The following is a 20,200-nucleotide window of genomic DNA, read 5'->3' on the forward strand; positions in this document are numbered from 1 at the left end:
CCGTTTGCGAGGATGTTGTATGACCCTATCCCTGCCCCACCACTACCGCGAGATCCTCAAGGGCCTGGGTGAAGACCCCGAGCGCGAAGGTTTGCTCGACACGCCAAAGCGCGCTGCCAAGGCCATGCAGTATTTGTGTCATGGGTACGAGCAGAACCTGGAGGAAATCGTCAACGGTGCGCTGTTCGCTTCCGACAACGACGAGATGGTGATCCTCAAGGACATCGAGCTGTATTCGCTGTGCGAGCATCACCTGCTGCCCTTTATCGGCAAGGCCCATGTGGCCTATATTCCGACCGGCAAGGTCCTTGGCCTGTCGAAGCTGGCGCGCATCGTCGACATGTTCGCCAGGCGCTTGCAGATCCAGGAGAACCTTACGCGGGAAATCGCCGACGCCATCCAGCAAGTCACCCAGGCATCCGGTGTGGCGGTGGTGGTCGAAGCCAAGCACATGTGCATGATGATGCGCGGTGTCGAAAAACAGAATTCAACCATGAACACCTCGGTGATGCTCGGCGCCTTCCGCGAGTCGAACACCACGCGCATGGAGTTCCTGCAACTGATTGGACGGAGCAAGTAGCAATGCCACAACTTCAGCCAGGCATGGCGCGCATCCGGGTCAAAGACCTGTGCCTGCGCACGTTTATCGGAATCAACGAGGATGAAATCCTCAACAAGCAGGATGTGTTGATCAACCTGACCATCCTGTATGCCGCCCAGGAAGCCGTACGCGACAACGACATCGACCACGCGCTGAACTACCGCACCATCACCAAGGCGATCATCGCCCATGTGGAAGGCAACCGCTTTGCCCTGCTGGAGCGCCTGACCCAGGAGATCCTCGACCTGGTGATGAGCAATACGTCGGTGCTGTACGCCGAAGTCGAAGTCGACAAACCCCATGCGTTGCGTTTTGCCGAATCGGTGTCGATCACCCTGGCGGCCAGTCGCTAACCCTTACCTTTGCAGTGAGTACCATGAACGATCAACAACGCCTCGAACTCGAAGCCGCCGCCTTCCGCCGGCTGGTGGCCCACCTGGACAGCCGCAAGGATGTGCAGAACATCGACCTGATGAACCTCTCGGGCTTCTGCCGCAACTGCTTGTCCAAGTGGTACAAGGCCGAGGCCGACGAGCGCCACATCGAGCTGAGCCTCGATGACGCCCGTGAAGTGGTGTACGGCATGCCGTACGCCGAGTGGAAAGCCCAATACCAGCAAGAAGCCAGTGCCGAACAGCAAGCGGCATTCGCCAAAGGAAAAACCCATGACTGACCTGAACACCCTGCGCGCCAGCCTCACCAGCGGCGAACATGCGTTTGCCGATACCCTGGCGTTTGTTGCCGCCGGTTACGACTACCAGCCACAAGCCTTCACCAACGGCAGCGTGGAAAACGCCGCCGGGCAGAACGAAGGTTCGTGCAAGACCCTGGGCCTGGCGCTGCTGGAAGGCTTGAGTGATGAGGAAGCGCTGTTGGCGTTTGGCGAGCATTACCGTTCGGTACTGGCCACGCCTGAAGGCAGTGACCATGGCAACATTCGGGCGCTGATCGAGCATGGGTTGGCGGGTGTGAAGTTCACTCAGCAGCCGTTGACGCGCCGCTGATTCAATTTGATAACCCGGTTTAATGTGGGAGCTGGCTTGCCTGCGATAGCGGTGTATCAGCCAACGCCGCTATCGCAGGCAAGCCAGCTCCCACAGTGATTGGGTTAACACTTCTGAGCTGCGGTGTTGCATAAATCGCAGACATAAAAAAACCGGCCTCGCAGCCGGTTTTTTTGTTTCAGCGGTTTAGAACGCAGCGTCCTTCAAACCGTCGAGGTAACGCTCGGCATCCAGGGCCGCCATGCAGCCAGCGCCGGCGGAGGTGATCGCCTGGCGGTAGACGTGGTCGGCCACGTCACCGGCAGCGAAGATGCCTTCGATGTTGGTGGCCGTCGCGTTGCCTTCACGGCCGCCCTGCACGATCAGGTAGCCATCTTTGGCATCCAGAACGCCTTCGAACAACGAGGTGTTCGGGGTGTGGCCGATGGCGATGAACACGCCGTCGACTTTCAGTTCGTCGAAGCTGCCGTCGTTGTTCTTCAGGCGAGCACCAGTCACGCCCATGTTGTCGCCCAGGACTTCGTCCAGGGTGGCGTTGAGCTTGAGGATGATCTTGCCTTCGGCCACGCGGGCATGCAGCTTGTCGATCAGAATCTTCTCGGCGCGGAAGGTCTCGCGGCGGTGAACCAGGGTCACGGTGCTGGCGATGTTGGCCAGGTACAGCGCCTCTTCCACCGCGGTGTTGCCGCCACCGACCACAGCCACTGGCTTGTTGCGGTAGAAGAAACCGTCGCAGGTCGCGCAGGCGGAAACGCCCTTGCCCATGAACGCTTCTTCCGACGGCAGGCCCAGGTAACGGGCGCTGGCGCCGGTGGCGATGATCAGCGCGTCACAGGTGTACACGCCGCTGTCGCCGGTCAGGCTGTAAGGCTTTTTCGAGAAGTCGACCGCGTTGATGTGATCAAACACGATTTCGGTTTCGAAACGCTCGGCGTGCTCTTTCATGCGCTCCATCAGCACCGGGCCGGTCAGGCCATGGACGTCGCCCGGCCAGTTGTCGACTTCAGTGGTGGTGGTCAACTGACCGCCCGCTTGCATGCCGGTGATCAGCAACGGCTTGAGGTTGGCCCGGGCAGCGTAGACGGCAGCGCTGTAACCGGCAGGGCCGGAACCGAGAATAATCACTCGCGAATGACGGGTATCAGACATGACTCACTCCTATCGACCGCCCGGACTACAGAACGGCTGGAATAAAAAAGGACCGCGAAGCACTTGGGGAAGGCTTGAACTCGCAGATCCTGAAAATAATGGGTGCAGCGTATAGAGGGAGGCAAGATTAAGGAAATACGGAATAACAATCCAGCTCATAGGTGGTCTCTATCCCGTGCCCTCTATTAATCGACACCTTTGTTACCGTTAATGTCGCGAGGCGGGCCGTGCTTTCCCGGTACTCCCAAAGCCGGTAAGGTCGGCGCGTTCGCCCCCATTGTCCGGAGTCATTCATGCCCGCCCCCGTTCTTTCAGGCCCACAGTACCTGCGCGAAGGCCTCAAACTGGTACTCAGTCCTGGCTTGCGCCTGTTCGTGCTGCTGCCGCTGGCGATCAACCTGATCCTGTTCGTCGGATTGATCTACTTCGCCGGCCATCAGTTCAGCCTGTGGGTCGACACACTCATGCCGACATTGCCGAGCTGGCTGAGCTTCCTCAATTACCTGTTGTGGCCTTTATTCGTGGTGCTGGTGGTGCTGATGGTGTTTTTCACCTTCACCATGCTCGCCAACATCATCGCCGCGCCGTTCAACGGCTTCCTGTCGGAAAAGGTCGAAGTGGTGGTGCGCGGCACCGATGATTTCCCGGCGTTCAGCTGGGGCGAACTCGCGGCCATGGTCCCCCGCACCCTGGCCCGGGAAATGCGCAAACTGGGCTACTTCCTGCCCCGGGCCATCGGCCTGTTTATCCTGTCGTTTATCCCGGTGGTCAACCTGGTGGCCGCGCCGCTGTGGCTGCTGTTCGGCGTGTGGATGATGGCGATCCAGTACATCGACTACCCGGCGGACAACCACAAGCTGGGCTGGAACGAAATGCTCGCCTGGCTGCGCCAGAAGCGCTGGCAGAGCATGAGTTTTGGCGGGATCGTTTACCTGGTGCTGCTGGTGCCGGTGGTGAACCTGCTGATGATGCCGGCGGCGGTCGCTGGGGCGACGTTGTTCTGGGTGCGTGAACAGGGCGCCGAGGCCATGGCCGTTAAAAAGGCCTGAGCCGTCACAAATCCATCATCCAAAAGACACAATGACGACATGGCCCACGCCGACACTGTGGGTCATGACGACAGCTTCGCTCCACATCACCCTGATCACCGAAACCTTCCCGCCAGAGATCAACGGGGTGGCCAATACCCTTGGCCGCCTGTGTGACGGTTTGCGCGCGCGCGGGCATCAAGTCGAACTGGTTCGCCCACGCCAGGGCAGCGACCAGAGCCGGCCCAGTGACGATGGCCTGATGCTTTGCCGCGGCTGGCCTTTGCCGGGTTATCCGGGGCTGCAATGGGGCCAGTCGTCGATGCACAAATTGCTGCGGCGCTGGACCCGCCAGCGCCCGGATGTGCTGTATATCGCCACTGAAGGGCCGCTGGGCTTGTCGGCGTTACGTGCGGCACGGCGCCTGGGGATCAGCGTGGTGAGTGGCTTCCATACCAATTTCCAGCAGTACTTCAACCAGTACGGCCTGGGTATGTTGAGCCGGATGCTGACTCACTATCTGCGCTGGTTCCATAACCGCTCGACCTTGACCCTGGTGCCCAGCGCCAGCCAGCGCCTGGAGCTGGAGCGCCGCCATTTCGAGCGCCTGGGCATGCTCGCCCGCGGTGTCGACAGCCAGCTGTTTCATCCGGCCAAGCGCGACAATGCGCTGCGTGAAAGCTGGGCATTGAACAGTGACCAGATCGCGGTGCTGCACGTGGGCCGCCTGGCCCAGGAGAAAAACCTCGGGCTGCTCAAGCGCTGCTTTGAAACGCTGCAGGACACCTATCCACTGCGCCAAATGAAACTGATCATCGTCGGCGACGGCCCACAACGGGCGATGCTGGAAAAGGAACTGCCGGAGGCGATTTTCTGCGGCACCCTGCGCGGCGAAGAGTTGGCCAGGCATTACGCATCCGGGGATCTGTTCCTGTTCCCCAGCCTCACTGAAACCTTCGGCAACGTGGTGCTGGAAGCCATGGCTTCAGGGTTGGGTGTAGTGGCGTACGACCAGGCGGCCGCGACCCAGCACATTCGCCATGGCTACAGTGGCGTGCTGGCGATGCCGGGGGATGAGGAGGCGTTTTGCGATGCGGCCAATTGGCTGCTGGAAGAGCGGGAAAGTCTAAGGCGGGTGCGGCTCAATGCCCGGCAACACGCCAGCCGTCAGGGTTGGCCGGCGATTATCGAGCAGTTTGAGCGGCAGTTACGCGGGGTATGCGAGGACGAGCAACCAGTGCCCGTCCTGTCGCCCCTTACACCAACGTCGTCAACGCCTCACGACTGAACGGCAGGATATCGCCTTCACGTCCTTCGCGGACCTTCAGCGCCCAATCCGGATCCACCAGCAGTGCGCGGCCGACAGCGACCAGATCAAACTCGTCGTTGTTCAGACGCTCCAGCAGGTTTTCCAGGCTGGCCGGTTGCGCCACCTTGTCGGTGTTGACCATGAACTGCAGGAATTCGCCGTCCAGGCCGACGCTGCCCACGGTGATGGTTGGCTTGCCGGTGAGCTTGCGGGTCCAGCCGGCCAGGTTCAGCTCGGAGCCTTCGAATTCAGGCTCCCAGAAACGGCGCGTGGAGCAGTGGAAAATATCCACGCCGGCGTCAGACAGCGGCTTGAGGAACTCACCCAGCGCTTCCGGGGTTTGCACCAGGCGCGCGGTGTAATCCTGCTGCTTCCACTGGGAGAAACGCAAGATGATCGGGAAGTCCGGGCCCACAGCGGCGCGGATAGCCTGGATCAATTCGATGGCGAAACGCGAACGGTTGGCCAGGCTGCCGCCGTATTCGTCGGTGCGCTGGTTGGTGCCTTCCCAGAAGAACTGGTCCACCAGGTAACCGTGGGCGCCGTGGATTTCCACGCCATCCATGCCGATGCTTTGTGCATCCTTGGCGGCTTGGGCGAACGCAGCGATCACGTCCTTGATGTCTTGCACGGTCATGCCGTGGACGACGACGTTGCCGTCCTTGAGTTTTTCAGTCGGACCATAGGCTGGCACGCTGGCATCCGGCTCGGTGCCGATGCGTCGTACGCTGCCCACATGCCACAGTTGCGGGACGATCTTGCCGCCTTCGGCGTGTACCGCGTCGACCACTTTCTTCCAGCCGGCCAGGGCGGCCTCACCGTAGAAATGCGGGACGTTCGGGTAGCCGTTGGACGCCGGATGACCGACCACGGTGCCTTCGGTGATGATCAAGCCGACGCCGGCAGCGGCGCGGCGGCGATAGTACTCGATCACTTTGGCGTTAGGCACGCCGCCCGGGGAGAACGAACGGGTCATCGGCGCCATCACTACGCGGGTCGGCAGTTGCAGTGCGCCGAGCTGGAACGGTTTGAACAAGGCTTGGACAGGCATGGGAGCACTCCATCAGAAGGGAATTTATGATGTGGATAATATTGAGTGCGCAGCATGCTGGATAGCACTATTGATTGGGGTGATTAAGGGGTAAAAGCGGGAGGGCATGGGGCTGCTGCGCAGCCCAGTGGGAGCAAGCTCCCTCGCCACAGCAAGCTCCCTTGCCACGGAAGCTCACTCGGCAATGCTGAAAGTATCAGCTCAATGCTTTTTCAATCGCCTGCACGATGGTGGGATCATCCGGCGGTGTACGCGGCGAAAAACGCGCCAAAACTCGGCCGTCTTTACCCAGCAGGAATTTTTCGAAGTTCCAGGTGATGTCCCCGGGAAACTCGGCGCCCTCGCCCGCCAGCAATCGATACAGCTGGTGGCGATCGTGGCCGTTCACCTCAAGTTTGCTGCCCAAGGGAAAGGTCACGCCGTAATTGAGGCTGCAAAATTCCTGGATTTCTTCTTCAGTGCCCGGTTCCTGCCCGGCAAATTGATTGCACGGCAGCCCGAGCACGGTGAAACCCTGGCTTTTGTATTGCTGATAGAGGTTTTCCAGCGCGGCGTACTGTGGTGTCAAACCACATTTGGAGGCGACGTTGACCACCAGCACGACTTGCCCCTTGAAGGGCGCCAGAGGCAGCTCCTGACCATCCAGGGCTTTGAGTTTAAGGTCGTGGAAAGCACTCATGACGAACTCCAGATATCCCATGTTCTTTGTAACGGCCACTCGAGATTACAGCCGCCAAGTCGGCAAGAATAGCCGCCAAATGAAAAAGGCGCCCGAAGGCGCCTTTTTCCAACTGACAGAGCGTCGCTCAGTCAATTAATGGTGGTGACCACCTTCGCCGTGCACGTGGCCGTGGGCCACTTCTTCCTGGGAAGCGTCACGGATAGCGACGATCTTCACCTGGAAGTTCAGGCGCTGGCCAGCCAGCGGGTGGTTGCCGTCGACGGTCACGTCGTCGCCGTCCAGGTCACGGATGGTGACGATCTGCATCTGGCCGTCCGGAGCGGAAGCGTGGAACTGCATGCCCACTTCCAGCTCGTCGACACCTTCGAACATGCTGCGGCTCAGGGTGCTGACCAGTTCGGCAGAGTATTCGCCGTAGGCATCTTCAGGTTCTACGGCAACGGTCAGTTCGTCACCGACCTCTTTGCCTTCCAGGGCCTTTTCCAGGCCCGGGATGATGTTACCTGCACCTTGCAGGTAGACCAGCGGCGCGCCGCCGGCAGAACTGTCGATGACCTCACCAGCGTCGTTGGTCAGGGTATAGTCAATGGAGACAGCCTTATTGGCGGCGATCGGCATGGGGCGAGACCTTTTGCAGAAGAATGAAGAACGGACAAGTCTAAACAAGGATTTGCCCGAAAGCGAACACAACCCGGACGGACGGGGTCGAACAACTGACCCGACGGTCGTCGGATTTCACCAGGACGAAGACCGGCACTGGGTCGTCGAGCTTTCCTGTGGTCACACCCAGCACCTGCGCCACCAGCCGCCCTGGCAATCCCGGGCCTGGGTCACAGACCCGGCGCAACGCCTTGAAAAAATAGACAAGCCCTTTACGTGCGGCTGGTGTGCGCAAGGCTCAGATAAAGATAACCTTGGCACCTGATTCCCGGTAGGCAGCCAGCCATAGGCCGCCACCGAAGCCATGCACCTCCAGAGAATTCGCATGCAGACTTTTTTTATCGCGCCCACCGATTTTGGTGTGGGTCTGACCTCCATCAGCCTTGGGCTGGTGCGTACCCTTGAACGGGCCGGGCTGAAAGTCGGCTTCTTCAAACCGATTGCCCAGCCGCACCCCGGCGACACCGGCCCCGAGCGCTCCACCGAACTGGTGGCCCGCACCCACGGCCTGAAACCACCCCAACCCTTGGGCCTGGCCCACGTGGAGCGGATGCTCGGCGACGGCCAGCTGGATGAGCTGCTGGAAGAAATCATCACCCTTTACCAACAAGCTGCCGTGGGCAAGGACGTGCTGATTGTCGAAGGCATGGTGCCAACCCGCAGCGCCAGCTATGCGGCCCGGGTCAACCTGCACCTGGCCAAGAGCCTGGACGCCGAAGTGATCCTGGTCTCGGCCCCGGAAAACGAAGTGCTCACCGAACTCTCCGGCCGCGTGGAATTGCAGGCCCAGTTGTTTGGCGGCCCGAAAGATCCAAAAGTGTTGGGCGTGATCCTCAACAAGGTGCGCACCGACGAAAGCATGGAGGCGTTCTCGGCACGGCTCAAAGAGCATTCGCCGTTGTTGCGCAGCGGCGATTTCCGTCTGTTGGGCTGCATCCCGTACCAGCCGGAACTCAACGCCCCACGCACCCGCGACGTGGCCGACCTGATGGGCGCGCAGATCCTCAACGCCGGTGACTACGAAACCCGGCGCATGACCAAAATCATCATCTGCGCCCGCACCATGCGTAACACCGTGGAGCTGCTCAAGCCCGGCGTGCTGGTAGTGACCCCCGGCGACCGCGACGACATCATCCTCGCCGTCAGCCTGGCCGCCATCAACGGCGTGCCGCTGGCCGGCCTGTTGCTGACCAGCGACACCCTGCCCGACCCACGGATCATGGACCTGTGCCGGGGCGCGTTCCAGGCCGGGCTGCCGGTGTTGTCGGTGAGCACCGGCTCCTACGACACCGCCAACCAGCTCAACAGCCTGAACAAGGAAATCCCGATTGATGACCGCGAACGTGCGGAGATCATCACCGATTTCGTCGCCAGCCACCTCGACGCACGCTGGCTGCACCAACGCTGCGGCACGCCGCGGGAGATGCGCCTGTCGCCGGCGGTGTTCCGCTATCAACTGATCCAGCGCGCCCAGGCCGCCAACAAGCGCATCGTATTGCCCGAAGGCAGCGAGCCGCTGACCGTGCAGGCCGCCGCCATCTGCCAGGCACGGGGCATTGCCCGTTGCGTATTGCTGGCCAAGCCGGCGGACGTGGAAGCGGTGGCCCGCGCCCATGGCATCGAGCTGCCCGAAGGCCTGGAGATTCTCGACCCCGACCTGATTCGCCAGCGCTACGTGGAGCCGATGGTGGCACTGCGCAAAACCAAAAGCCTCAACGCACCGATGGCCGAGCAGCAGCTGGAAGACACGGTGGTGATCGCCACCATGATGCTCGCCCTGGATGAAGTCGACGGCCTGGTCTCCGGTGTCATCCATTCCACCGCCAACACCATTCGCCCGGCCCTCCAGTTGATCAAGACTGCGCCGGGCTGCACCTTGGTCTCGTCGGTGTTCTTCATGCTGTTCCCGGAGCAGGTGCTGGTGTACGGCGACTGTGTGATGAACCCGCACCCAAGCGCCGCCGAACTGGCGGAAATCGCCCTGCAAAGCGCCGACTCGGCCGCCGCGTTCGGCATCACGCCACGGGTGGCGATGATCAGTTATTCCAGCGGTGATTCCGCCACGGGCGAAGAAGTCGAGAAAGTCCGCGAAGCCACCCTGCTGGCCCACGAAGCCCAAAGCTCACTGCTGATCGACGGCCCGTTGCAGTACGACGCCGCCGCCAACGAAACCGTGGCCCGGCAACTGGCGCCCAACAGCCTGGTGGCGGGCAAGGCCACGGTGTTCGTGTTCCCCGACCTGAACACCGGCAACACCACCCACAAGGCCGTGCAGCGCAGTGCCGATTGCGTGAGCCTGGGGCCGATGCTGCAAGGCCTGCGCAAACCGGTGAACGACCTGCCCCGTGGGGCGCAGGTGGACGATATCGTGTACACCATCGCATTGACCGCGATTCAAGCCGCCAACCGACCTATGGATGTCTAAATGCTGGATTTTCTACCTGCTGCCGTGCGCGGGGTGATCGCCTCGCTGTTGCTGGCGTTGAACACGATCCTGCTGTGCTCGTTCCTGTTTATCGTAGCGCTGTTCAAGGCGTTGCCGTTTGCCAAGCGCTTCAGTGAATGGCTGATGAACCAGACCCACGAGGCCTGGATCAGCAACAACAAGGCCTGGATGAACCTGGTATGTCGCACCCGCTGGCACCTGAAGGGCCTGGAAGGCCTCGACTATGAGCACTCGTACCTGGTGACCAGTAACCACCAGAGCTGGGTCGATATCATGGTGCTGCAATACGTGCTCAACCGGCGTATTCGCCCGCTGAAGTTCTTCCTCAAGCAAGAGCTGATCTGGGTCCCGGTTATTGGTTTGGCGTGGTGGACACTGGGCTTCCCGTTCATGAAGCGCTACACCAAGGCGTACCTGGAAAAACACCCGGAGAAGAAAGGCAAAGACCTGGAAACCACCCGCAAGACCTGCGCGAAGTTTCGCCACAACCCGGTGGGTATTTTCAACTTTGCCGAAGGCACACGGTTTACCCCCGGCAAGCATGCGCAGCAGAAGTCACCGTTTCGCTACCTGCTCAAGCCCAAGGCCGGTGGTATCGCATTTGTGCTGGATGCCATGGGTGAACAGCTGAAGTCGCTGGTGAACGTGACCATTCACTATCCTGGTGGGCGGCCCGGTTATTGGGATTTGCTGTGCGGGAATGTGAAGGACGTGGTCGTGCAGTTTGAAGAGGTGCAGATTCCGGCCGAGTTTATCGGCAAGAATTATGAGCAGGATGGGGAGTATCGGTTGGCGTTCCAGGGCTGGATCAACCGGTTGTGGGAAGAGAAGGATGTGCTGCTCGCCAAATTGCACACAGACTATCCCGCCAGTCATTGATCAAAATGTGGGAGCGGGCTTGCTCGCGAATGCGGTGTGCCAGCCGATACATGTGGCGGCTGACACTCTGCTTTCGCGAGCAAGCCCGCTCCCACATTTGACCGAGTTGTCTCCAAGGCTCCATAAAAAAGCCCGCCAACATGGCGGGCTATTCGTGCGCGTGACGCTTAGATCGCGCCGCGCTGGCGCAGCAGTTCCAGCACTTGCTTGACGCTGTCCTCCAGCGACAGTGCCTGGGTGTCGATCACCAGGTCGGCGTTCAACGGCACGTCATACGGGAACGACTCACCCGGGATGTTATCCCCGCCCGCCGCGTATAGGCCTTGCGGATCTCGCTCGGCACACACCAGCGGCGAAGCCTGTACGTAGACGGTCAGCAAACGATCAGCGCCGATCAGCGCCTTGGCCTGTTCACGCCCTTCGGCATCCGGGGCAACAAACGCCGCCAGGGTCAGCAAGCCCGCTTCGTTGAACTGACGCGCCACATGCGCGGCGCGGCGCCAGTTCTCGGTACGCCCGGCACGGTCCTGGGGCAGGCCCTTGTTCAGGTCATGGCGCAGGTTCTGGCCGTCCAGCACAAACACCGCACGGCCCATGTCGAACAGCTTGCGCTCAACCGCGTAGGCCAGGGTGCTTTTGCCGGCGCCGGATAAGCCGCTGAACAGCACGGTCGCCGGTTGCTGGCCGAAGCGCTGGGCGCGCTCCTCGGTGGCCACGTGAGCCAACTTGCCATGCTGCGCCGCACTGCCGTGAGTTACCGGCGGCGCGATGATCATGCCTGCGGCCACGGTGCCGTTGGTCAAACGATCGATGACGATAAACGACCCGGTGGTGCGGTTGCTCGCGTAACCGTCCAGGGCGATGACCGTGTCGAGGCTGACCTTGACCCGGCCGATTTCGTTCAACTGCAAGGCGCTCGCCGGGCCTTCTTCCAGGGTGTTCACATCAACGCGATGCACGATGCTGGTGATGGAACCCGGCACGTAGCTGGTGGCGCGCTTGATGTCGTATTTCTTGCCCGGCAGCATCGGCTCTTCAGCCATCCACACCAGCATGGCGTCGAAGGCGTCGGTCACTTGCGGCACGTTGTCGGCGTGTACCAGCAGGTCGCCACGGGAGATGTCGATCTCGTCTTCCATGGTCAGGGTCACGGCCTGGCCTGGGCCGGCGTTTTCCAGTTCACCTTCAAAGGTGACGATGGATTTGACGCGGCTGCTCTTGCCCGACGGCAGCACCACGACTTCGTCACCCTTGTGCACGATGCCACTGGCCAGGGTGCCGGCGAAACCACGGAAATTCAGGTTCGGACGGTTGACGTACTGCACCGGGAAACGCAGGTCGGTGTAGTTGCGGTCGTTGGCGATCTCGACGGTTTCGAGAATCTCCATCAGCGACTGGCCGGTGTACCAGGGCGAACGCTCGCTCTTGTTCACCACGTTGTCGCCCTTGAGCGCCGACATCGGCACGAAGGCCAAGGTGCTCGGCTTAAACGCGATACCGTCGGCGAACTTCAGGTAATCGGCCTTGATCGACTCGAATACGCTTTGGTCAAAGCCGTTGATGTCCATCTTGTTGACGGCCACCACGATGTGTTTGATCCCCAGCAACGAGGCGATAAAGCTGTGGCGACGGGTCTGGGTCTGCACGCCGTAGCGGGCGTCGATCAGGATGATCGCCAGGTCACAGGTGGAGGCACCGGTGGCCATGTTGCGGGTGTACTGCTCATGGCCGGGGGTGTCGGCAATGATGAATTTGCGCTTGGCGGTGGAGAAGTAGCGGTAGGCAACGTCGATGGTGATGCCCTGCTCACGCTCGGCCTGCAGGCCGTCGACCAGCAAGGCCAGGTCGATGTCGTCACCGGTGGTGCCGGACTTCTTCGAATCGCGGGTGATGGCTTCCAGGTGATCTTCGTAGATCATCTTGGAGTCGTGCAGCAGGCGCCCGATCAGGGTGCTCTTGCCGTCGTCGACGTTGCCACAGGTCAGGAAGCGCAACATTTCCTTGCGCTCGTGCTGGCCCAGGTAGGCGAGGATGTCCTCGCTGATCAAATCAGATTGATGCGACATGACAGCCCCTTAGAAATAGCCTTGACGTTTTTTATCTTCCATCGAGCCTGCACCATCGTGGTCGATGACACGGCCCTGGCGCTCGGAAGTTCGCGTCAGGAGCATTTCCTGAATGATGTCCGTCAGCGTCTCGGCTTCGGACTCCACCGCGCCCGTCAACGGGTAGCAGCCAAGGGTACGGAAACGTACTTTCTTTTTGACGATTCGGGCTTTGTCTTCGTCAGACAGGTGCTCGAGGATGCGGTCGTCGTCGATCATGATCAACGTGCCGTTTTTCTCGATCACTTCGCGTTCGGCGGCGAAGTACAGCGGCACGATCGGGATGCCTTCCAGGTAGATGTACTGCCAGATATCCAGCTCGGTCCAGTTGGACAGCGGGAACACGCGGATCGACTCGCCCTTGTTGACGTTGCCGTTGTAGACGTTCCACAGCTCCGGGCGCTGGTTTTTCGGGTCCCAGCGGTGCTTGCTGTCGCGGAACGAGTACACGCGCTCTTTGGCACGGGATTTCTCTTCATCGCGACGGGCACCGCCGAATGCAGCGTCGAAACCATATTTGTCGAGCGCCTGTTTCAGGCCCTCGGTCTTCATGATGTCGGTGTGCTTGGCGCTGCCATGGGTGAACGGGTTGATGCCCTGCGCCACACCGTCCGGGTTGACGTGAGTGATCAGGTCCAGGCCCAGTTCCTCGACCATCTTGTCGCGGAACTTGTACATCTCCTGGAATTTCCAGCGGGTATCGACGTGCATCACCGGAAACGGCAGCTTGCCCGGGAAAAATGCCTTGCGTGCCAGGTGCAGCATCACGGCGGAGTCTTTACCGATCGAGTAGAGCATCACCGGGTTATCGAACTCGGCGGCGACCTCGCGGATGATGTGGATGCTTTCCGCCTCCAGCTGTTTCAGATGCGTCAGTTTGTCGACCATGGCTACTCACGGAAAAACGATCTTATGGACGGCCAGCGGGCCGTGTTCGAGCGGGGCATGCTAGCACAGCACCTGATTCTATTGAGGGAGCTGGCTAGATCGAAACGGTATATCAATATACCGCCCGGTTTGGCTCAACTCGATCAAATGTGGGAGCGGGCTTGCTCGCGAATGCGGTGTGTCAGTCAATGCATATGGCGACTGATGCACCGCATTCGCGAGCAAGCCCGCTCACATGTGTCCGGTGGTGTTCGTCAGATCGGGTTTGGGCAATCGATGAAGAGGTGTTCGAGGGCGAAGCGTCGCGCCAGGTAATCACCCAACGCCTGTACACCATACCGTTCGGTGGCGTGATGCCCGGCCGCTATGAAGCTGATGTCGTTTTCCCGGGCGCTGTGGAAGGTCTGCTCCGAAGCTTCGCCGCTCAGGTACAGGTCGACCCCGGCCAACACCGCCTGGTCGATATAGCCCTGGCCGCCACCGGTGCACCAGCCCACGCGGCGGATCATCTCGCTGCCTTCGATCAGCAGCGGCTCACGCCCCATGGCTTCCTGCACGCGGCGGGCGAAGTCACGGGGCGACACCGGTTCGGCAAGGGAGCCCACCAGGCCGACGATCTTGAGGTTGTCCGGGTCCAGTGGACCTTCGACGGTGATGTCCAGTTGCCGGGCCAGTTGCACGTTGTTGCCGACTTCCGGGTGCAGGTCCAGGGGCAAGTGGTAGGCCAGCAGGCTGATATCGTGCTTGAGCAGGGTTTTCAGGCGACGCTGCTTCATGCCGGTGATGCACGGGCTTTCACCTTTCCAGAAGTAACCGTGGTGCACCAGCACCAGGTCGGCCTGGGCTTCGACCGCCGCGTCCAGCAATGCCTGGCTGGCAGTCACGCCACTGACGATGCGCAGCACCTGCGGCCGGCCCTCGACTTGCAGGCCGTTGGGGCAGTAATCGGCGATTTTTGCACTATTAAGGTAGCGGTCCGCTTCCTCGACTAAGGTGCTCAGGGCGACGGCCATAAAAGACTCCTAAATATCCCGTTCAGAGGCGCTCACGGCCTCGTATAATGCGCGACATTATGGGCGCTCTCCCGCCCCCTGCAACCCGTCAGGATTTTTCTTAATGCTCAAGGCACTGCGTTTTTTTGGATGGCCATTGTTGGCTGGTGTGCTGATCGCGATGCTGATTATTCAGCGTTATCCACAACTGGTCGGCCTGCCGACGCTCGATGTCAACCTGCAACAGGCACCGCAAACCAGCGCGGTGGTGCAAGGCCCGGTGACTTACGCCGACGCGGTGGTGATCGCCGCGCCCGCCGTGGTGAACCTGTACACCACCAAGGTCATCAACAAACCGGCGCATCCGCTGTTTGAAGACCCGCAGTTCCGGCGCTTTTTCGGCGACAACTCGCCCAAGCAGCGACGCATGGAATCCAGCCTCGGCTCCGGCGTGATCATGAGCCCGGAAGGCTACATCCTGACCAACAACCACGTGACCACCGGCGCCGACCAGATTGTCGTGGCCCTGCGTGATGGCCGGGAAACCCTGGCCCGCGTAGTCGGCAGCGACCCGGAAACCGACCTTGCGGTGTTGAAGATTGATCTGAAAAGCCTGCCCTCGATCACCATCGGCCGCTCCGAAGGCTTGCGCGTAGGTGACGTGGCGCTGGCCATCGGCAACCCGTTCGGGGTGGGCCAGACCGTGACCATGGGCATCATCAGCGCCACCGGGCGTAACCAGTTGGGCCTCAACAGCTACGAAGACTTTATCCAGACCGACGCGGCGATCAACCCGGGCAACTCCGGCGGCGCGCTGGTGGATGCCAACGGCAACCTGACCGGCATCAACACCGCGATCTTCTCCAAGTCCGGTGGCTCCCAGGGCATCGGCTTCGCCATCCCGGTCAAACTCGCCACGGAAGTGATGAAGTCGATCATCGAGCATGGCCAAGTGATTCGTGGCTGGCTGGGGATTGAAGTACAACCGCTGACCAAGGAACTGGCCGAGTCGTTTGGCCTGACCGGGCGCCCAGGCATCGTGGTCGCCGGGATCTTCCGCGACGGCCCGGCGCAGAAAGCCGGCCTGCAACTGGGGGATGTGATCCTCAGCATCGACGGCGAACCGGCCGGTGATGGCCGCAAGTCGATGAACCAGGTGGCGCGGATCAAGCCGACCGACAAGGTGGCGATCCAGGTGATGCGCAATGGCAAGGAAATCAAGCTGTCGGCAGAAATCGGCCTGCGTCCGCCGCCGGCGCCGGTGAAAGAAGAGGAATAACCTCTGAAGGAGCCCGCTTCAGGGCTCCTGTTACCTAATGTTTCAGAAGAAAATTACCCGCAATAGAGATGTTATATTGTTTCAATATCGCTATTGGAACGTTCTATCATGCCGTCTCGAAGATTTGCCCCACTGGTGGGAATCGCCATGGGTTTGCTGGTGGACCCGGTCTACGCCGAAGACACTGCCACCTTAGAACTGGAGGCTACCCGCATCACCAGTGAGGCGTATGAATCCGCCACTGGCCCCGTCAAAGGCTATCGCGCCACCCGCTCCGCCAGCGCAACCAAAACCGACACCGCCCTGCGAGACATCCCACAATCCATCAGCGTGATTCCTGCCTCGGTGCTCAAGGACCTGGGCAGTACCAACGTCGAGCGCGCCCTGGAATTTGCCGGCGGCGTATCCAGACAGAACAACTTCGGCGGCCTGACGCTCTACGAATACAGCGTTCGCGGCTTCACCACCTCTGAGTTTTATGTGGACGGCTTCAGCGCCAACCGCGGTTACCCAAGTACGCCGGATGCGGCCAATATCGAGCGCATCGAAGTGCTCAAGGGCCCCGCCGCCAGCCTGTATGGCCGTGGCGACCCGGGCGGCACGGTGAATATCGTCAGCAAGAAGCCGCAGCCCGAAGCCTTCACCACCGTGCAGACCAGCGCTGGCAGCTGGGACCGCTATCGCACCGCACTGGACGTGAACACGCCGCTCGATAGCGAGGGTAACGTCTTGTCACGGGTCAACCTGGCGGTGGAGGACAATCACAGCTTCCGCGACCACGTGGAGGCCAAACGGGTCTTTGTCGCACCCTCCATCAGTTGGCAACTGGACCCGGACACGCGCCTGCTGGTGGAAAGCGAATTCGTGCGCCACCGCTCCACCTTCGACCGTGGCATCGTCGCGCCGAACAATCGCTGGAGCGGCGTCTCCCGCTCGACCTTCCTCGGCGAGCCCAACGACGGCGATATCCGCAACCACAACAACCGCCTGCAAGCCACCCTCGAACACCACCTCAACGATGCCTGGCAACTGCGCCTGGCCAGCCACTACAAGCAGGGCAGCCTGTGGGGCGATGCCTCGGAAAACCGCCCACTGGATGCCGACGGCCACACCCTCAAGCGTCGCTACCGCGAACGCTCCACCGGTTGGCACGACAGCATCACCCAACTCGAGCTACGTGGCCGGTTCGACATCGGCAACTGGCAGCACGAGTTGCTGATGGGTACCGAATACGAGGACTACCGCAAGAAAGAACGAGTCACCGCGATTGCTGGCGGCGACTACGCCATCGACATCTACAACCCGGTCTACGGCCAGCCAAAGCCCAATGGCAAGCGCTCGGGCACCGACTTTTTCGAACAGGTGAAAAGCCAGGCGCTGAACCTGCAGGATCAGATCATCTTCACCGACCGGCTGCGCGGGATGATCGGCGCGCGCTTCGAACACTTCGAGCAGCACACCGACGACTTCGCCCGCAACCACGCCAAAAGCCGGCAGACCCACGATGCCCTAACCCAACGCGCCGGCCTGCTCTACCAACTGACGCCTGAAGTGGGCCTGTTCGCCAATGCCTCCACCTCGTTCAAACCCAACAATGGCCTGGACGCCGGCGGCAAATCCTTCGAGCCGGAGGAAGGCGTGGGTTATGAAATCGGGATCAAGAGCGAACTGTTCGACGACCGCCTGAGCACCACCCTCGCCGCCTTCCATATCGAGAAAGAAAATGTCTTGGCCCTGGACCCGGCCACCGACACCCAGCGGGCCATGGGCAAGGCCCGCAGCCAGGGTTTTGACCTGCAACTGACCGGCCAAGTGACAGACGCCGTACGGGTGATCGGCGCCTTTGCCTACATCGACGCCGAAGTGACTAAAGGCGACAAAGACATCCCTGCGGGCAGCCGGATTCTCGGCATGGCCAAACGAAGCGGCAGTTTACTCGGGGTGTATGAATTCCAGGACGGCCTGTTGCGTGGCTCCGACCTCGGCGCGGCCTTTACCTACGTCGGCGACCGCTCAGGCGAAGCTGGCAAAAGCTTTGAATTGCCGGCCTACCACACCGTCGACCTGCTGGCCCACTACAAGGCCAGCGACAACGTCACCGTGGGCCTGAACCTCAACAACCTGTTCGACGAAAAGTACTACGAGCGCTCCTACAGCAATTACTGGGTCAATCCCGGCGAGCCGCGCAATTTCACCGTCAGCCTGACCCTCAACCTGTAAAAGGACGTCTCCATGCAAGTCTTCAAATCCCTGGCCGTGTTAGGCCTGCTGTTTGCCACCCAAGTCTCGGCCCACGGGCTGTGGACCGAACAACGGCGCGGCAATATCGAAGTGATCTACGGCCACGGCGCCGAAGACAACGTGTTCAAGGCCCAGAAAATCAGCGGCGCCTGGGCCTATGACGCCAGCGGCAAAATGATTCCGGTGACCGTGGAACGGCTGTCCGACCACGCGCGCCTGAAGCCTCTCAAATCGCCGGCTGTATTGGCGGTCGCCCTGGATAACGGCATGTGGTCGCAGACGGCTGAAAAGAAGTGGGTCAACGAGGGCCGCAGTAAAGTGCCGGGGGCGATTGAGTCGACCCATACCTTCAAGTACGGCCTGGCGATCTACCAGCCGGGAGCAACGTTGCCGAAGCTGGACCAGCTCAAGCTACTGATCTTGCCAGAAGTTGATCCGCTGACCGTAGGACCGGGCAAATCACTGCCCGTGCGGGTGCTGCTGGATGGCAAGCCGGCGGCTGGGGTCAAGCTGGTGGGGGATTATCGCAATGCACCGAGCACCTTGAGCACCGAGACCGATAAAGACGGCCGCGCCCAGGTGCTGGTAAGGAATGAAGGATTGAATGTGATTGCGGCGCAGGTGGAGATCCCGCTTAAAGACAATGCTGATGTAGCGACTCGCGGACTGTTCAGTTCCCTGACCTTCCTGGGCGAGCCGCATCACGAGTAACACCGAAAATTCAGAGTGGGCACAGTCAATGAGGGAGCGGGCTTGCTCGCGAAGGCGGTGTATCAGTCGCTATCTTCATTAACTGACCCACCGTATTCGCGGGCAAGCCCGCTCCCACATTCAGGCCTCACTCGGCTTGATTACAGTGCCACCGGCGCTCTTTCACACAGGGTATTGAGCGCCACCGCCCACTGTGGGTCATCGTTCAGGCAAGGCACCAACACCAACTCCTCGCCCCCCGCTTCGCGGAATTGTTCCAGGCCGCGATCGCCAATTTCCTCCAGTGTCTCGATGCAGTCCGCGACAAACGCCGGGCACATCACCAGCAACTTCTTCACCCCTTGCTGAGCCAACGCCTCAAGGCGTGCCTCGGTGTAGGGTTCGATCCACTTGGCCCGGCCCAACCGCGACTGGAACGCCACCGACCATTTGCCCTCCGGCAAGCCAAGGCGCTCCGCGAAGTCCCGCGCAACACTGAAGCACTGCGCGCGATAGCACGTGGCAAGCACCTCGGGTGAGGCGTTCTGGCAGCAGTTGGCGTCCTTGAAACAGTGTTGCCCGGTAGGGTCGAGCTTTTTCAGGTGGCGCTCGGGCAACCCATGAAAGCTCAGCAGGAGGTGATCGAAATCCTGTTCCACATAAGCTCTGGCGCTGTTGGCCAAGGCGTCGAGGTACTCCGGTTCATCGTAGAACGGCTGCAGAATCGAAAACTCGATCGCCAACTTTTTGTCCCGCACCACGCGTCGGGCTTCTTCGATCACCGTGGTCACGGTGCTGTCTGCAAATTGCGGGTACAACGGCGCCAGGGTGACTTTCTTGATGCCCTGGGACGCCAGCCGCGTCAGTACGCTTTCAATCGACGGCTCGCCATAACGCATTGCCAGTTCCACCGGGCCTTGGGTCCATTGCGCGGTCATCTGTTGTTGCAGGCGGCGGCTGAGGACGACCAGCGGCGAGCCTTCGTCCCACCAGATCGAGGCGTAGGCATGGGCCGATTGCTCCGGGCGCTTGATCAGGATCAGCGACACCAGCAAGCGCCGAACCGGCCATGGCAGGTCAATGACGTAAGGGTCCATCAGGAATTGATTAAGGTAGCTGCGCACATCCGCCACCGAAGTGGACGCCGGTGAACCCAGGTTGACCAGTAACAACGCGTGATCCGTCATGCAACATCC

General features: G+C 60.8%; 20 protein-coding genes. 12 read left to right on the forward strand and 8 right to left on the reverse strand.

Translation table 11 applies throughout. From position 1 onward, the window contains the following. Positions 1-19: 19 nt before the first annotated feature. Genes folE through BLU46_RS11405 form a run of 4 tightly spaced genes read left to right on the forward strand, consistent with a single transcriptional unit; the run spans position 20 to position 1,605 of the window. Positions 20-580, forward strand: a complete 561-nt coding sequence (folE, locus tag BLU46_RS11390) for a GTP cyclohydrolase I FolE (RefSeq protein ID WP_063033095.1) — start codon at positions 20-22, stop codon at positions 578-580. A gap of 2 nt (positions 581-582) precedes the next feature. Then, entirely contained in the window at positions 583-954 is a 372-nt protein-coding gene (gene folX / locus BLU46_RS11395; protein ID WP_003208474.1) for a dihydroneopterin triphosphate 2'-epimerase, read from the forward strand. A gap of 23 nt (positions 955-977) precedes the next feature. Further along, positions 978-1,274, forward strand: a complete 297-nt coding sequence (locus BLU46_RS11400; RefSeq protein ID WP_063033096.1) for a DUF1244 domain-containing protein — start codon at positions 978-980, stop codon at positions 1,272-1,274. Beyond that, a complete protein-coding gene (locus tag BLU46_RS11405; protein ID WP_063033097.1) occupies positions 1,267-1,605 on the forward strand; it encodes a HopJ type III effector protein in 339 nt (112 codons plus the stop codon). Before BLU46_RS11400 ends, BLU46_RS11405 begins: the two co-directional genes overlap by 8 nt. A 186-nt stretch (positions 1,606-1,791) precedes the next feature. Here BLU46_RS11405 and trxB read toward each other — a convergent pair whose 3' ends face one another. Then, on the reverse strand, positions 1,792-2,754 hold the full coding sequence (trxB, locus tag BLU46_RS11410; protein WP_063033099.1) for a thioredoxin-disulfide reductase: 963 nt from the start codon (positions 2,752-2,754) through the stop codon (positions 1,792-1,794). Positions 2,755-3,047: 293 nt separating this feature from the next. Between trxB and cysZ the strand changes: the two genes are divergently transcribed. Both cysZ and BLU46_RS11420 read left to right on the forward strand, forming a co-directional pair. Continuing rightward, positions 3,048-3,803, forward strand: coding sequence for a sulfate transporter CysZ (gene cysZ, locus BLU46_RS11415; protein ID WP_017476016.1), 756 nt, complete (start codon positions 3,048-3,050; stop codon positions 3,801-3,803). A gap of 64 nt (positions 3,804-3,867) precedes the next feature. After that, complete coding sequence (locus BLU46_RS11420) at positions 3,868-5,070, forward strand: glycosyltransferase family 4 protein (RefSeq protein WP_093201687.1); 1,203 nt, start codon at positions 3,868-3,870, stop codon at positions 5,068-5,070. Here the strand turns inward: BLU46_RS11420 and BLU46_RS11425 are convergent. From BLU46_RS11425 to BLU46_RS11435, 3 genes are all read right to left on the reverse strand, one after another. Continuing rightward, complete coding sequence (locus tag BLU46_RS11425) at positions 5,039-6,142, reverse strand: NADH:flavin oxidoreductase (protein ID WP_093201690.1); 1,104 nt, start codon at positions 6,140-6,142, stop codon at positions 5,039-5,041. The two genes, BLU46_RS11420 and BLU46_RS11425, sit on opposite strands and share 32 nt — an antisense overlap. A gap of 196 nt (positions 6,143-6,338) precedes the next feature. Next, on the reverse strand, positions 6,339-6,821 hold the full coding sequence (locus BLU46_RS11430) for a glutathione peroxidase (RefSeq protein ID WP_063033103.1): 483 nt from the start codon (positions 6,819-6,821) through the stop codon (positions 6,339-6,341). A 135-nt stretch (positions 6,822-6,956) separates the two neighbouring features. Next, positions 6,957-7,442, reverse strand: a complete 486-nt coding sequence (locus tag BLU46_RS11435; RefSeq protein WP_017476012.1) for an FKBP-type peptidyl-prolyl cis-trans isomerase — start codon at positions 7,440-7,442, stop codon at positions 6,957-6,959. Here BLU46_RS11435 and BLU46_RS11440 point away from each other — a divergent pair. The 3 genes from BLU46_RS11440 to BLU46_RS11450 are packed head-to-tail and all read left to right on the forward strand — an operon-like array spanning position 7,411 to position 10,809. Next, complete coding sequence (locus BLU46_RS11440; RefSeq protein WP_003208456.1) at positions 7,411-7,749, forward strand: DUF3565 domain-containing protein; 339 nt, start codon at positions 7,411-7,413, stop codon at positions 7,747-7,749. The two genes, BLU46_RS11435 and BLU46_RS11440, sit on opposite strands and share 32 nt — an antisense overlap. A gap of 60 nt (positions 7,750-7,809) precedes the next feature. Continuing rightward, entirely contained in the window at positions 7,810-9,909 is a 2,100-nt protein-coding gene (gene pta / locus BLU46_RS11445; RefSeq protein WP_017476010.1) for a phosphate acetyltransferase, read from the forward strand. After that, a complete protein-coding gene (locus BLU46_RS11450) occupies positions 9,910-10,809 on the forward strand; it encodes an acyltransferase (RefSeq protein ID WP_017476009.1) in 900 nt (299 codons plus the stop codon). Between the two features lie 167 nt (positions 10,810-10,976). Here the strand turns inward: BLU46_RS11450 and cysN are convergent, their stop codons facing one another. The 3 genes from cysN to BLU46_RS11470 form a co-directional block, all read right to left on the reverse strand. Further along, positions 10,977-12,875: a sulfate adenylyltransferase subunit CysN gene (cysN, locus tag BLU46_RS11455; protein ID WP_093201693.1), complete on the reverse strand. Its 1,899-nt coding sequence runs from the start codon at positions 12,873-12,875 to the stop codon at positions 10,977-10,979. A 9-nt stretch (positions 12,876-12,884) separates the two neighbouring features. After that, positions 12,885-13,802, reverse strand: coding sequence for a sulfate adenylyltransferase subunit CysD (gene cysD / locus BLU46_RS11460; RefSeq protein ID WP_063033107.1), 918 nt, complete (start codon positions 13,800-13,802; stop codon positions 12,885-12,887). 254 nt (positions 13,803-14,056) lie between these two features. Continuing rightward, positions 14,057-14,815, reverse strand: a complete 759-nt coding sequence (locus BLU46_RS11470; protein WP_063033108.1) for a Nif3-like dinuclear metal center hexameric protein — start codon at positions 14,813-14,815, stop codon at positions 14,057-14,059. Positions 14,816-14,918: 103 nt separating this feature from the next. Between BLU46_RS11470 and algW the strand changes: the two genes are divergently transcribed. The 3 genes from algW to BLU46_RS11485 all read left to right on the forward strand — a co-directional run bounded on the left by algW (position 14,919) and on the right by BLU46_RS11485 (position 19,025). Then, positions 14,919-16,073, forward strand: coding sequence for a Do family serine endopeptidase AlgW (algW, locus tag BLU46_RS11475; protein WP_063033109.1), 1,155 nt, complete (start codon positions 14,919-14,921; stop codon positions 16,071-16,073). A 108-nt stretch (positions 16,074-16,181) separates the two neighbouring features. Beyond that, a complete protein-coding gene (locus tag BLU46_RS11480; RefSeq protein ID WP_093201702.1) occupies positions 16,182-18,293 on the forward strand; it encodes a TonB-dependent siderophore receptor in 2,112 nt (703 codons plus the stop codon). Positions 18,294-18,305: 12 nt separating this feature from the next. Continuing rightward, positions 18,306-19,025, forward strand: a complete 720-nt coding sequence (locus BLU46_RS11485; RefSeq protein WP_093201707.1) for a DUF4198 domain-containing protein — start codon at positions 18,306-18,308, stop codon at positions 19,023-19,025. Positions 19,026-19,165: 140 nt separating this feature from the next. Here BLU46_RS11485 and hemH read toward each other — a convergent pair whose 3' ends face one another. Next, positions 19,166-20,191, reverse strand: coding sequence for a ferrochelatase (gene hemH / locus BLU46_RS11490; protein WP_063033112.1), 1,026 nt, complete (start codon positions 20,189-20,191; stop codon positions 19,166-19,168). Positions 20,192-20,200: the final 9 nt, after the last annotated feature.

The sequence above is a fragment of the Pseudomonas yamanorum genome, assembly GCF_900105735.1.
GTDB lineage: Bacteria > Pseudomonadota > Gammaproteobacteria > Pseudomonadales > Pseudomonadaceae > Aquipseudomonas > Aquipseudomonas yamanorum.